At 37.0% G+C, this 15,067-nt stretch carries 9 protein-coding genes; 1 reads left to right on the top strand and 8 read right to left on the bottom strand.

Going from position 1 to position 15,067, the window contains the following annotated elements:
* Nucleotides 1-135: 135 nt before the first annotated feature.
* Nucleotides 136-693 carry a sigma-70 family RNA polymerase sigma factor gene (locus BR73_RS0121850; protein ID WP_033167997.1) on the bottom strand — a complete coding sequence of 186 codons (558 nt, stop codon included), beginning with the start codon at nucleotides 691-693 and terminating at the stop codon, nucleotides 136-138.
* Nucleotides 694-939: 246 nt separating this feature from the next.
* On the bottom strand, nucleotides 940-2,223 hold the full coding sequence (locus BR73_RS0121855; RefSeq protein ID WP_033167998.1) for a 4Fe-4S dicluster domain-containing protein: 1,284 nt from the start codon (nucleotides 2,221-2,223) through the stop codon (nucleotides 940-942).
* 1,152 nt (nucleotides 2,224-3,375) lie between these two features.
* Here BR73_RS0121855 and BR73_RS0121860 point away from each other — a divergent pair.
* The gene (locus tag BR73_RS0121860; protein WP_033167999.1) at nucleotides 3,376-5,052 is read left to right on the top strand and encodes a carbohydrate-binding domain-containing protein; all 1,677 of its coding nucleotides are present in this window, start codon (nucleotides 3,376-3,378) and stop codon (nucleotides 5,050-5,052) included.
* A gap of 197 nt (nucleotides 5,053-5,249) precedes the next feature.
* Here BR73_RS0121860 and BR73_RS0121865 read toward each other — a convergent pair whose 3' ends face one another.
* From BR73_RS0121865 to BR73_RS0121890, 6 genes are all read right to left on the bottom strand, one after another.
* Nucleotides 5,250-6,326 carry a glycosyltransferase family 2 protein gene (locus BR73_RS0121865; protein ID WP_033168000.1) on the bottom strand — a complete coding sequence of 359 codons (1,077 nt, stop codon included), beginning with the start codon at nucleotides 6,324-6,326 and terminating at the stop codon, nucleotides 5,250-5,252.
* 4 nt (nucleotides 6,327-6,330) lie between these two features.
* Complete coding sequence (locus BR73_RS27795; RefSeq protein ID WP_051685483.1) at nucleotides 6,331-9,828, bottom strand: amino acid adenylation domain-containing protein; 3,498 nt, start codon at nucleotides 9,826-9,828, stop codon at nucleotides 6,331-6,333.
* Between the two features lie 17 nt (nucleotides 9,829-9,845).
* Nucleotides 9,846-11,591 carry an ABC transporter ATP-binding protein gene (locus tag BR73_RS0121875; RefSeq protein WP_033168001.1) on the bottom strand — a complete coding sequence of 582 codons (1,746 nt, stop codon included), beginning with the start codon at nucleotides 11,589-11,591 and terminating at the stop codon, nucleotides 9,846-9,848.
* Nucleotides 11,578-13,335, bottom strand: a complete 1,758-nt coding sequence (locus BR73_RS27800; protein ID WP_051685484.1) for an ABC transporter ATP-binding protein — start codon at nucleotides 13,333-13,335, stop codon at nucleotides 11,578-11,580. The genes BR73_RS0121875 and BR73_RS27800 overlap by 14 nt, the downstream gene beginning before the upstream one ends.
* A gap of 340 nt (nucleotides 13,336-13,675) precedes the next feature.
* Nucleotides 13,676-14,101, bottom strand: coding sequence for a hypothetical protein (locus tag BR73_RS0121885; protein ID WP_033168002.1), 426 nt, complete (start codon nucleotides 14,099-14,101; stop codon nucleotides 13,676-13,678).
* A complete protein-coding gene (locus tag BR73_RS0121890) occupies nucleotides 14,102-15,064 on the bottom strand; it encodes a hypothetical protein (protein WP_033168003.1) in 963 nt (320 codons plus the stop codon).
* Nucleotides 15,065-15,067 lie beyond the last annotated feature (3 nt).

Here is a 15,067-nt window from a genome sequence, read left to right on the forward strand (position 1 = left end):
CATGCTTTTATGTATCTCAATTGAATGACTCAAATTTTGGACAGTTGAGCATTGCTTATAATATAAAAACGTTTCAATTTAAGAAATTCCTACCAATTTTTCACTTTTAATTTATTTTTTTTGATTTAATTTCTCTCATCTTATTTCTTTCATTTCTCTCATATCATTCATTCCTCTCATTTCAATTAATTTTCTTACTTTTTGCTTCGCCCTCATTATTCGAGTATCAACATGTTTTGCTGTCATTCCCAAGGCTTTACCGATTTCCTTATAGGATAAGCCCTGTACGTATTTCATAAGCAATACTAATCTGCTTGTTTCATCAAGTTCTGCTATGCACTTTAACATATACATAAAGTCCTCCTGACGGATTACCTGTATCTCAACAGATAAATCCTCGGACTTCAGTTCATACTCCATATCTTCCAGGGAAACTGACGACAGATGTTTATTTTTACGTATAATATCTATGCATTTGTTCTTTACAATGATAATGATCCTCTTACGAAAATCTCCGTAATTTAACGTCAGCATTTTATCTTTATGTTTTATTACTGACAGAAAAGCGTCCTGAACTGCATCCTCAGCCATCGCTGGATTCTTCGTGATTCTTAAAGCTATATTGATACAATCAAAACGCAATTCCTCATATAATTCTTCCAACCTTTTCTTTTCCTGGTCATTTTCAAACATTGCTTCCCCTCCTATGTTAATATTAATAAAAAACCCTTGATTAATATGGGTAATTTTGTAAACATTTACAATTTTGATTATACAGTAGTATGAAGCTTCTGCCAATAAGATAAGTTTCCTAGCATGAACTCTGAATTTCCTTATATTCTGCAAGTAAATAAGGACGTGAAATATACCACTCACGTCCTCAATTTTTTACATAATTCTATTGTAGATTTCCAATGATTTAGCTATCTTGGAGTTATCTTAAGACTTTTTATCAATTTTCTTTGACAGCAATTTATCCAGATAAATAGATTTAAACTGTTTACTTGCCATCATTTGCTTTAAAGGCGGTAATTTGAAAATAACTCCAAATACGGCTGCCATTGCACGATGATTAGCAAATGCCTGGTTATCAAATACGAGATTCTGAAGGGTTCCTTTCTCAATTGCCTGTAATACAAATCTATGGGTACTATTTACCGGTGTAATAACCCGAACCTCTCTTTGTACTAATTCTATGACATTTTTAGGACAGCTTCGTACACAGACACCACAGCCAAGGCAAACCTCCTTATCTACCTCTGCAACCTTCTTCCCCTCTTTGTTGTTTGACATGGTGATTGCTAATACCGGACATACCTTTTTGCATTTTCCGCAGCCTACACACTCATGGGAAATCTTAGGCACATAGTTGGTAGTAGCCACCGGCTGCATTGGACTGAATTTTCTTGCCGCCTGTAAGGCTTCACAACAGCAGCCGCAGCAATTGCAAATGAATGCCGGAGCTTCACGAACATTTTCACCTATCTGAACAAGGTTAGCTTCATAAGAACGTTCCAGTACCTCCATGGCCTCTTTCCGGTCAATTAATCTTGCATGGTGTCCATTCTCTGCAAGAGAACGGGCTACATTTCCAAAGGTGAGGCAAACATCCAAAGGAGCATCTATTTCACAGGGGTGGCCTGCATGGAGCATCTTATGTCTGCAATAACAGGTTCCAAGGCCTATATGAGTGGCATCCTCAATAATATGGCTAGCTCTTTCATAATCCAGGATGTGAATTGTGTTGTCATTAGTCAAAACCGGCTCCTGCACATAAACTCTTCCAAGATGGGTCTCTGTTGCAAAGAATAAATCCTTAACGAAGTCTTCTTCTACATTCATATATTGATAATACAACTCACTTAAATACTTCTGATCAATATCACCTCTTGTACGCATTAGCGCAAACTCAATAAAGCCTGCCATTGGCGGAGGCATCACAAATTGGCGCACTCCTCTGTAAAAGGAATCCACCAGTAACGCCTTCTCACATAAATGTTCTAAAAAAGCTTCCGCTTTCCCTTCACTGGTATTCCAGATTTTTGCCGCTTTTTTTGCTGTAAATGGGCGAACTGGCAAGCGTGCGACCCACTTGGCTTCCTTTTCCGTATATAGAACTTGCAGAATTTTATACAGACTGTCCGTTGGCGGAGCCCCTTGCGTAAACCAATTAATTCTTTCTTCTAAGTTCTTATAGGCATCTTTACTGGTAATATGTCCCATGATTATTCCTTCCTACTATCTAGTTTTTATAACCTTATTATGTTAATATCAAGTTATATCATTGCTTAGGTAGTTTCAATTTAATCTCTTCGTTTTTGTATCTTCATTTATGCTTCTTTATTTTGCATTTTCATTTTGCATTTTCATTTTGCATCTTCATTTTGCATCTTCATTTTGGACCTTCATTTTGTATCTTTATTTTGCATCTTCATTTTGCATCTTCATATTTGTATCTTTATTTATGTATCTTCTTTTTTGTATCTTCATTTATGCTTCTTTATTTTTACATCTGATTTTTCTTTATTTTTATATCTGCATTTTTCTTTATTTTTACATCTGCATTTTTACATCTGCATTTTATATCTTCATTTTTTGTATCTTTAACTATGCATCTTCACTTTGGTATTCCACTTTTGCAATTCTTCATTTAAATCTTCTCTTTTATTTCTTGTATCTTCGTTTTAGCTTTATACAATTCTTTTTTATGAATCTCCTTTTTTTATAAGCTCCTTTCTTTACATATCAATCAGTACAGGCCAACATAACACTACCTTATCTTCCAGATGGAGTAACTTTATTACTTGGGATTTTTATATTATACTATATATCGAAATTAATTTATAGAAATTTTTTACATTTAAAAATATGGAGCAACCGAACTTAGCTTTTCATATACATTCCGCTTAGGTTGCACCGGCACTTTTAACAAGCTGCCACCACAATCTTATATCCCAATTTACTATATTTTTCAAATCACAAGCTTTTTAATACATGTAAATTCTTCGCCGTTTCTCCCCTTCAATAAACCCAATTTATTCTGACAAAAGATTCACAACATGTTGTAGAAGGCTTTATATGGTGTAAATTCTGATTTTACCAATCTTTCATAGCTTTATAAGCTTTTAAAGGCTACTATTATATTAGTCTAACGTACAAAATAAGTCCTTATTTTGTAAATTTTTTTCTGTTTTTATAAAATAATGATGCAACAATCATAAAACCTATATCATTTTTGTTAAATTATTCACATTTTTGTAAGCAAATTTTTACTTTACATCAAAATTTTTTAGCTGTAATATTATGGCGTATTAGAAATAAATGGAAGTCGACTCCACGCAAACCATTGATTAATGCACAGAAAAGGAGAGTATAATGATTAAAAATGCAAAAAGAACGCTGATTTCTCTTGCTGTTGTTATTGTTATGGTAATCTCTGTTATACCAAAGGGTACTGTTACAGCAGCTTCCTCAGATTATTCTCATCTTATTGGTAATTCTGATGTGAAAAAACCTTCTGTCGGAGGTAAATTACAGGTACTAGATAAAAACGGTATAAAGACACTATGCGGTGAAGACGGTAATCCGATTCAGTTAAGGGGTATGAGTACCCATGGGTTACAGTGGTTCCCTGAGGTTGTCAATAATAATGCATTTTCAGCTCTTGCCAATGACTGGGCAGCAAATGTAATACGCCTTGCCATGTATATAGGGGAAGATGGATATGCAACCAATCCATCGGTCAAACAGAAAGTTATAAAAGGAATAGACTATGCAATTGCAAATGATCTTTATGTGATCGTAGACTGGCATATGATTAATCCCGGAAATCCAAATAACAGTATCTATTCAGGAGCACAAAGCTTCTTCAATGAAATCTCTGATCTGTATCCGAATAATAAAAACATTATTTATGAATTATGCAATGAACCTAACGGTGAAAATGGAGGCGTATCTAATGATGCAGCCGGATGGTCTCAGGTAAAAGCATATGCGGCTCCTATCGTTCAACTGTTAAGAAATAAAGGCAATGAAAATCTTATTATCGTTGGTTCTCCCTTCTGGAGTCAAAGACCTGATTTAGCCGCAGATAATCCAATTGCCGATAAAAACACAATGTATTCTGTTCATTTCTATAGCGGTACCAATCCGGTATCAAATGTTGATACAGATAGAAATAATGCCATGAGTAACGTAAGATATGCTCTGAACCATGGGGTTGGAGTATTTGCTACAGAATGGGGAACCAGTCTTTCCACAGGTACTACCGGACCTTATCTGGCAAAAGCTGATGCCTGGTTGGATTTCCTCAATGCAAATAACATAAGCTGGTGTAATTTCTCCCTCTGCAACAAGGACGAAGTAGCCTCTGCATTGAAAAGTACAGCAAGCTTTGACCCTGGTTCTGATAAGGTATGGTCAGAAAGTGAATTGACTGCCTCAGGTCAATATGTACGTGCCCGTATTAAAGGGGTTTATTATGCCACACCGGAAGATCCCAAACCCAATAAACCACAGCCACCCTTAGATTTTTCATCCGGATTTTGGGATTTTAACGACGGTACAACACAAGGCTTTGGTATCAATGGGGACAGCCCCATTACTTCCATTCTGATTCAAAATGCTAATAATGCCTTAGAACTTCGCGGGCTTAATACCTATGGCAGCAATGATTTATCAGAAGGTAACTTTTGGGCAAATGCACGTCTTTCAGCTGATGTCTGGGGGCAGTCTATTAATATATATGGGTTGACAAAACTTACTATGGACGTTATCTCTCCCTCACCCACCAATGTATCAATAGCTGCAATTCCGCAAAGCAACACCCATGGATGGGCAAATCCTGCAAGAGCGGTGCTTATCAGTTCAAATAATTTTGCAGCTCAGGCAGACGGTACATATAAAGCAACCTTGACTATTTCTGTTGATGATAGTCCCAACTTTAAAACCATAGCTGCCGATTCTAATGATAGTATCGTAAGAAATATGATATTATTTATAGGAGCAGGCTCCGATAACATTTCTTTAGATAATATAAAATTCACGAAATAAGCTTGTATATATAAAATTTACGAAATAAGCTTGTGTATATAAAATGAGGCTCTTTCACCTGAGTTGTCTGAATAATGATTCTTTAATACAGAACTCTTCTTCCAGGAAAGGGCCTCATAATATATTCTTAAACTGCTCCGCATACAGCTTCCATAAGCTGTCCTGGCAGTCATGACAGTCAGATATATATCGGGTTATTAGCCATAGAAATCAATAGTCTTCGGAAAGTATAGTATTTTGGCTTTTACATTCGTCATTAATTGGATAAAGATATCTAAATCTGAATCCTCGATATAGTCAAATACAGTCAGCTTAATAGCTTCATCCCCGGCGTATTTGCTGATTGCTGATTTTATCTCTTCCTTCTTTTTAACATCATCGTAGCATATCTCTATTGAGCTTAAAGTATGATCCACTTCTAACTTCTTGTAATTATGGGCGATACTATGGAATAATTCATAAATCTCCTGGTCCGATAAGCCCAAAAAACCAGGATATTTTTTTATAAACACGGAAGTATTATAGTCAACCTCTTCGATTTTACCTTTTTCTACGGTATCTTCTTCCTTAGAACCATGAAACTGATGAATAACTGTCCCTTTGGTATTGATAGCAATCTTCATTCCTTTCTGACACATACGGTATACAAACTCAATATCCTCTATACCCCATTTTTTCAGTTCTTCATCAAAGCCGTCTGTTAAATCAATCCATTTCTTCGGCACTGCCAGGTTGCAGGTTAATGCAAATAGAAAGGGCACCTTCATACTATCAGCATTGTAGGAAAGGCTTTCAAAGATCTGATGTCTAAAATCCACTCCTGTTTGATAAGACCTTAAAAGTTTTTTATCGAATACAGATTTGTTCAATACTATTTGCTCATCAATTGGTTGATTAAGCAGCAATCGCATTCCAACAACCGCCATATCGCTGCTTTGTTCAAAAAAGCGATCCAGCTTTATTAAATAATCAGGTCTGACCAGAATATCTCCGTCTATAAAAACTACAATGTCACCAGTTACGTTTTTCAGCCCATAGTTCCTTGCCCTTGCTCTGGAAGAATTCTCATTTCTTGGCAAATATGTATAAATAAAAGGATATTTCTTATGTTCGGATATTACAGCCTGAAAGGTATCATCCAGGGAACCATCATCAACAATTATTACTTCATAGGATATTGCTTCAGTGGTTTCGATATAATCCAACGCCCTTAAGGTATTGATAACCAGTCTTCTATTTTGATAGGTTGGAATTACAAAACTATACTTTCTCAAAGCCTCACCCTCCAAACTCTCTGTTAAGCAGCCTATAAATTTCATCCAGAAGTTTATATTCCACATCTTTTACCAGCATAATTTCATTCGAAACGTTTTTAATTGCCTTCTTTTGTTCTGTTGTCAATTCCTGCAGTTTAAACTCCTGAAGGACCTGACCCAGAAACTGCTTTCGCATTTCATCAAACTTTAAAACCAGCTGATAATATTCTTCCTTCTTCCTTTCCAATTCAGAACCTAAGTTATATTTTTCCACAAGGTAGCTCAATCTGACATATAAGCATTTCTTATGTTCTGCCAGTAAATGCAGCGCCCGGTAGTCCACATGAAATTCACCCTGTAAGATGTTGCGAAGCTCATTTACTAATTTCTCATAGACATCCATACCAAAAGTAACCCGGTTCACGTCATATTCAAAGTTATATAATCGGTATTCATCCGGCTTACTGTGTATATAATCATATAAATCCTCCATGAATTTACGTTTGGAAAATGGAAATTGCCGCTCCGGGGATTTTAATTTAATTAACTGCACCGCTGACCAGGCGCACCACGGCGCATAATTTAAATAATGCACCTTACTGCTTTGAAAGGATTTATTCAGTTCATCATAATCAAATAATAACTCCGTAAATAATCTGGATTTGTCAAATCCAACACCTTTTACCTGCCTTGTCTCATCATCATACCCATATACAATAGAAGCATGGACATAATGATTTCTCTTATAATCGTGCTTGTTACTTAGCTCATATTCATCCAGATTAAGGATAAGGTAATACCCTAACTGTATTTTCTCCTTTATAAAATCAACGATGCTTTCGACCTCCTGCAGCAAATGATATCCCAGGCAAATGACATCTGCAATATCCGCATAAGAGTCCCGTGGTTCCAAATAGTTGATTTCCAGGAAACCACTGGCATCTTTATAGGAAAATATCTGAATATAATTAGAATAAAACCATCCCTTATAATTCTCATTCGATAATATTGCACATAGAGGTAAACTCCTGTGGAGATAGGTAGTAATTTCATTCTGGGCTGCTGCAGGCAGTTCTGCTTTTGCTTTATACTCTCCGATATTATATTCTGTTATAACCGCCTTCCCCTTTATTTCTTTGAGATTCTCCAGTTCCTTCATATTATACATATTCTCAACCAGCTCGAATTGATTATTTATTGCTTCTCCTCTGTAATTCAGAATATTCTTTATACTGCCTCCCTGAAACATTTCAGTTACTTCCAGATCAATTCCATTATCCTTTGCCCTGGTACAGGCTAATACTGCAAGCAGGGAATCCCCTCCTAAGTCAAAGAAATTATCCTGCAGGCTTACCTGCGGTACCTGTAACAGCTCCTCCCATATTTCTACCAGGGTTTCCTCTTCTTTTGTGGAGGGTGCCTGATAATCCGCGCCTGTCCGCATTTTACCGACAGGGTCCGGAAGTGCTTTTTTATCAAGCTTACCATTATGATTCGTAGGAATACTGTCCAGTTGAACATAAAAGGCAGGTATCATGTAATTGGGCAGTTTATCTGTAAGAAATGTTCTTAATTCTCCAACAGACATTTCCCTTTTTGCCGTAATATATGCTGTTATGGCCTTTTTACCCTCCAAATCCTTCAAAACAACTGCTACCTGATTAATATCCTCATGTTTGCATAAACTGGTTTCAATTTCTCCCAGTTCGATTCGAAAACCTCTGATTTTGACCTGTTGATCAATACGTCCCAGATACTCAATATTACCGTCTGGCATCCATCTTGCAAGATCTCCGGACCGGTATAATCTGCCTTCCCCATAAGGATTTTTTATGAATTTCTCCTTTGTCATTTCAGTAAGATTCAGATACCCTCTTGCCAGCCCTTCACCCGATACGCATAACTCTCCAGGGACCCCAATACCGCATAAATGCATCTGATTCATAATATAAACCCCTAAGGTGGGTATTGCAGTACCGATATCACTTATGCCTTTTTCAATTTCTAAACTGCCAATCTCTTTGTAGGTTACATGTACAGTTGTTTCTGTTATTCCATACATGTTAACTATCTTTGCATCCGGGTGAGTGTCTTTCCATTGTTTTAAACGTTTCGGTGACAGGGCTTCTCCTCCGAATATTAAATATCTTATGTGGTCTTTCTCCTTCCAGCTGTTTAAACTCATTAAATTATAGAAAGACGAAGGAACCTGGTTCAATACGGTTACCTTTTCCTTTGCTATAAGGTCAAGAAACTGCTGTCCGTTCTTTGCCGTCTCTTTAGGTACTACTACCAGTTTTCCGCCATATAAGGTTGCCCCGTACATTTCCCAGACTGAGAAGTCAAAGCAGAAGGAGTGGAACATAGTCCAAACGTCAGAGCTGTTAAAGTCAAACTGAAATTTACTGTTAAACAATAAACGCACCAGGTTTCTATGTTCAATCATAACTCCTTTGGGATTACCGGTAGTTCCCGAAGTATAAATTACATATAAAATATCCTCCGACCTATTAACGGGTATAGGATTATGTTCTACACCTTTTGCAAATTCTTCATCGCCCAAATTCACCACCGGAACCTCAAGACCTCTTGTTTCCGCCTGATAAGCCAATACCGCCTTCGGTTTACAATCCTTCAGGATGTAATCAATTCTATCCGTAGGATACTCCGTATTAATTGGAACATAGGCCCCTCCTGATTTAATAATTCCATAGATACCTACGATCATTTCTATGCTTCGTTCAGCCAATATGGCTACAAAATCACAAGACTTAACCCCCATAGCACGTAATTTTTCTGCTACTGCATTTGCTCTGTTATTTAGCTCACCATAGGTTATACTTTCATTTTCATACACAACTGCGGTATTATGCGGCGTTCTTTCTGCCTGATCTTCAAAAAATTCTACAATGGTTTTCTTCGGATAATCTGCCGCACTCTTGTTAAATTCCTGCAATATCAGCTTCTTTTCTTCCGATGTTATAAAATCAATATCAAGAACTCTGCATTTGTCATCTCCTGCTATGTAATTGACAATATTGCAGTAATGTTTTTCTAATCGTATTATGGAACTGTCCTCCCATAAGTTTTTATCATATAACAGGGTTGTCTTTTTGCCTGTAATAATAAAGGCCAGGTCCACTCCTATCTCTCCCTGATAAGGATTATAGAGAATAGCTGTAACCTTTTCTGCATTATGAATCAGCCCTTCGGCCCTCCCCTGCACCTCCCACATTCTGTCACTATCCTCCATAGAGAAGGAAATCACCTCACTGGCATCCTCCCTGTATAAGCCGCAGGTAATGCAATCCTGTCTGGTGTACTGAAACAGTAAGATCATAAAAGCCGCAAACCCGTTCCTGGGATTGGGTAAACTGCATTCTATTTTTCGTTCTGCTATATCCGGTTCCAGTTCCCTGTTTCTGGCATGGTCTGTCAATATGTTTGTCTCTGTCACTTCAATTAAAGCATTCTGATCTGCTAATTTAAAATAATCTTCCCATCTCAATTTATTTTCCATCTATATTTACTGCCCCCTCAATTTACTGCATATTGGCTTTGAAAGATATCTTTGTATTCCTCATTCTCTTTCCATAAGACGTCCAGAGAAGCATCGCCAACAATTCTTCCGTCTTTTAAGACAATTCCCCGGTCTAACTTAAGAATAGAAGATAATCTGTGTGCAATAACAATAACTGTCCTTCCTTGCGATATTCTTTCAATGGTTTCATTAATTATTTTCTCCGATTGATAATCCAATGCGGAAGTAGCTTCATCGAAAATTATGATTTTAGGGTTCTTAAGCATAATTCGTGCTATATTTAATCGTTGCCTCTGACCACCGGACAAAATTGAACCTTTCTCCCCCACAACCGTGTCATAGCCATGTTCCAGCTGTGCAACTACCTCTTTAAAACCTGCATATTCACATGCCAGTTCAATTTCTTCCATGTCAGCCTCCGGTTTTGCCAGTTTTAGATTCTCTAATATGGACATATTAAAAATAGTGCTTTCCTGCATTACAACACCAATACAGTTATGGATATCTTCCTCCTTCACAAACTTCAGTTCCTGTCCGTCAATACAAAGTCTGCCTTCACTTGGAGAATAGAGACAGGATAGTAATTTAACCAAGGTACTTTTCCCGCACCCGCTTTTCCCAATAATCGCAATGCGTTCCCCTCCTTTTATCTCTAAATTAATATTTGAAAGGGTATCCCTCCTTTGGTTCTTATAACGAAAGGACATGTTTTGAAATGAAATATCATAATCGGTGCACAATAAGGATTCTTTCTTAGCTTTTTTTACATCTGTGCTATGAAGCATAGCTGCAACTCTTTTTAACAGAGGATAATCTCTGGCGAATATCATATTATAATTGTTCAACCGGTTTATGCTCACCATCAGTTGTTCGTAATATACCTTAAATACCAGCAACTCACCTACTGTCATCCACCCCTTAAATATAAAAATTGCTCCTACAAAATATATACTCAGATTCACCAGAAAGGTATCTTTAAAAGCTATGAAGCATTCATTTCCAAACCAGTACATCCATTTTGTAAAATTGCTCTTACATAAGGATTTCCAGTGCTTTACAAAATAAATCTGGTCATTCTTCTGAATGTTTAAGGCTCTTACCTCTTTCCATCCCCGCAAATCATTCACCAGCCATTTTTCATAACCGCTCCAGGCCTGTCGATATTCCTCGGCTGCATCACCCACTTTATTACCCATAATTACTGTTATTTTAAATACCAGAGGCAAAATAAGGATTCCAAACAATGTTAATATCCAATTCAAATAAAGAAGAATAAAAACAATTACTGCAATTGTCCCCATCTCTACAAAACGCCCAACAATCTGCTGCTTGATAAAATCCTCTAAAACGATAACATCATTATCCACACGGTTTTTTAGTTCACCAATATCATTTTCTTCGTAATATTCGGTTTTCTGTCCTGTTATGTAATGCCATAGTTTTGCTATTACTTTATAGGTTATATTGTAATAGAAACTGTTTTCTTTTTTCTTAATCACAAGCTGGGTCAAGGTCTCAAAGATATATACCAGCACCATTCCAATGCAGATAAACCATAAAACCTCAAGCTTTCCGTTCAATATGACATCATCGATTAAATACTTTTTAAATATTGGTTCGGTTAAACCAAAGAGAATAATCAGTACCTTACCGACTCCCAAAAATGCAAAATCTCTCTTTCCGGTCACCAGGAAAGACTTTAAGGCCTTTACGATTTCAATTAGCTGCTTATAAGATTTCATATGATTGCCAATTCTCCCGTGAAAAATATTGCTTCTCAAATAACCTTTTATACTCATCACAGTTTTTCAGCAATACGGAATTATGATCAAAACCTGCTAACTTTCCCGCTTTAATGACTGCGACTTTATCCGTCTCCAAAATGGTCGTTAATCTATGTGCAATAATTAAGGTAGTCCTGTTTTTGCTCAGATGATTCCAGGCATTTAAGACTTCCTTTTCCGTACTGGTATCCAATGCAGAAGTGGCTTCATCAAATATTAATATCTTTGGGTCTTTTAACAATATTCTTGCTATTGCCAATCGCTGACGCTGGCCACCCGACAGATTAAAACCCTCCGCGCCAATTACCGTATCCAACCCTTTTGGAAGCATTGAAATAACACTCCACAGATTTACTTCCTTAAGCACACCTATCATCTGCTGCTCCGTTGCTCTTTTGTTACCAAGTCTTAAGTTGTACCTGATACTTTCCTCAAAAATAAGTGTTTCCTGCTGTACATAACCGATGGAATTTCTAAGTGATCTTAAAGATATTTCACGAATATCCTGGCTGTCTATCGATATTTTGCCGGAGTATGAATCATAAAAGCGGAGCAGCAGATTAACCATCGTTGTCTTGCCGGAACCACTTGCTCCTACTATTGCAATTTTTTGCCCCCGTAATACAGTTAGATTAATGTCATTCAGTACCTCCTTCTCACTGTTATAGGAGAAGCCGACATTTTCAAATTGAATGGTCCCTTCTGTAAGCCTTAACGGATTTCGACGGTATCCGTCCTCCTCTTCTCCCTCAGCTAAAAGCAAGGCCACATTGGATACACCTACCAGATTTCCTTGCGCCGCAACTGATTTCTGGGCAGCAGCGGTTAAACTCATCTTAAGCAATGCAAAGAACCACAGGATTGCCATCATGTTACCTAAAGTAATATCTCCCTGGGTCACCAGATAACCACCATACACATAGATACAAAGATTTGCTAACATGCAGATTCCTGAATTAACCCGTTCTGATAATAGTTCAAACCAACTGATTTGCGCTTTTTCTCTTATTAACCCGGCTCGTCCCTGCAAAAATACTCTATTTATCTCTTTTGCTGCGTTTAACATATGGATTTCTCTGATACCCGAAAGTATTTCATAAACCCAGCTGATATGCTTTCCATACTCTCTTCGGTATGCCTCTGTCTTTCCATTGACTAACCGGCCGAATCCTACAGCAATAAAGGTGGTGACAGGTACAATTACAAACATTAAGATCGCAATTTTATAATGAATCAGGAGCACAAAAATCACACAGGCTATAATTTGAACATAATTTATGACAATATTAAAATAGTTCACATTAATTACTGTCATAATATCATCTACATCCTTATTAATTACAGCTGCCAGATCACCAATTAATTTGCTTTGGTAGTTTGCCGCTTTTATATGCTGCATTTTTTGAAAAACCTTCAGTCTTATATCAAATAAAAAACGGTTAGATAAATAAGCAACTGCCAGTACCTGAACCAGTACTATTCCCATTTGAAACACGTAGATAGCAAGGTTCGCTATAATTAGCATTACATAAAAGTTTTTATTCTGATAAACAAAAACTTCATCTACCATAACAGAAAACAACAAAGGAAATACCATATAAGAAACGTTTAATACAATCATGGAAATAAACGTATTTATGAAAGGCATTTTAAATTCTATAGCAAAACGTAATATATTTCTGACAAGCTCCTTTTTATCCAAGCTACAACCTCTTTCATTTGTTCAATCCTTCCTTGGCTCCATCTTTCATTGGTTTTATTTATTATTTGTTCCTGCTTTCATTGGTTTTATCTTTATTCGTTCTATCTTTCATCCATTCCTGCTTTCATTGGTTTCATTTTTATTCGTTCCATTTTTTATTCGTTCTTGCTTTCATTCTTCTCAGCTTTCATTCGTTCCATCTTTCATTCGTTCTTGCTTTCATTCTTCTCAGCTTTCATTCGTTCCATCTTTTATTCGTTCCTGCTTTCATTCGTTTCAGCTTCATTCGTTCCAGCTTTCGTTTTCATTCGTTATATCTTTCATTTAGAATTTTATTATTTTAAAATACATAGTTCCTTCCATACATTATGATTACGAACACCTTCTTAACGGAATTTATATTAGATGTCCCTTTATCACCTGGCTGTAATATGAGTTCACAGACTCCCCCCTCATTATAGAGAATCTCTTTTATAACAGCTTTATAACGCACCTTATCTGCACTTACATACCATTTTATATTGTTTTCCTTTACGATATCAGGTACCAGATCTGCCTCAACCGTGATTCGTATTTCACTGCTGTTAGAGGAATCAATGCTTACAACCCCATCGGCCATTAGATATCTGCCGGTATAGGTATGACTCGCAAGCACAAAAGTACAGATTATTGCAATTACAAACAGTATGAATAAAAAGGTTACTTTCTTTACGCAGATTTGAAATAATCTGTTTTTTATTTTTCTATAAAAAATGCCTTTTCTCAATTAATTCACCTTTTCCAGAAAGCTCAGCATTTCCTTTGCCACGGCTTCTTCCCCATCCGCTACCATTCGAATCATATCTGCAATTCTGCTTCTCTGATCTCTTTCCGGATTGTCCATAGCCGCAACGATGGTTCTTCTAATTCTTCTCCATTCCCAGCCGTTTTTTGCGGTTTTGTCACTCATAGCTTCCAATTCCTTAAATCCAAATCTGTTATATAACGCAGTTAATGTTTCCGAAAAGTTCAATCTTCTGGAGCCGATATCCGTTATTTGATATATTATTGGCGCTATCCAGATCATATCTTCGTATCCTGCCATTTCTGCCTTTAAATCCACCTCACCCTGAAAGGTGTCAGCAAATGCCCGAATACCATTGATTCCGCTTACAGTTCCCTCCTGCTTCAGTATAATATCTGCCGCTTCTTTTAATATTTTGCACAAGTCTGCCTCTTGACTGGCTGCTCCTGCTTCAGGCAGGATACACTGGGTTTCTGCTATTTCAAAATATTCATAAGGAAATACATTAATATTGCTGTTAACATAGGGGTCCAGACAGCCATACCCCTCTTTTGTCAGACTGACTACCAGACAGTAATGCTGTAAATGATATTTTTTATATACATCTTTCCAAGGTGCGTAATAACCATCCATTTTTATAATTACCGGCTTCCCTTCTTCAAGCGCAGCCTGTAATACCTGTTTTTGCACCCTGGCATCTCCCGGTATCTCTTTCGTGTCAATACCTGCATACTCCTTCAGACATTCCCAGGTATGATAGATTCCGCCTCCGATACGGCATCCAAGAAGATTTGTTTTATGTTCTTTAGGAAGCATGGTAAATCCCCAGTTCCTTGCAAACATCAGGGCATATTCTCTTTCCCAGGTTAACATTAAGGTTGCCAGCACATTCTCAATGCAATTATAATTCTCTTTACTGATAAATTTAAATTCCAGGTTAACCATAGC

It is taken from the genome of Clostridium sp. KNHs205 (assembly GCF_000702945.1).
Lineage (GTDB): Bacteria > Bacillota > Clostridia > Lachnospirales > Lachnospiraceae > Anaerocolumna.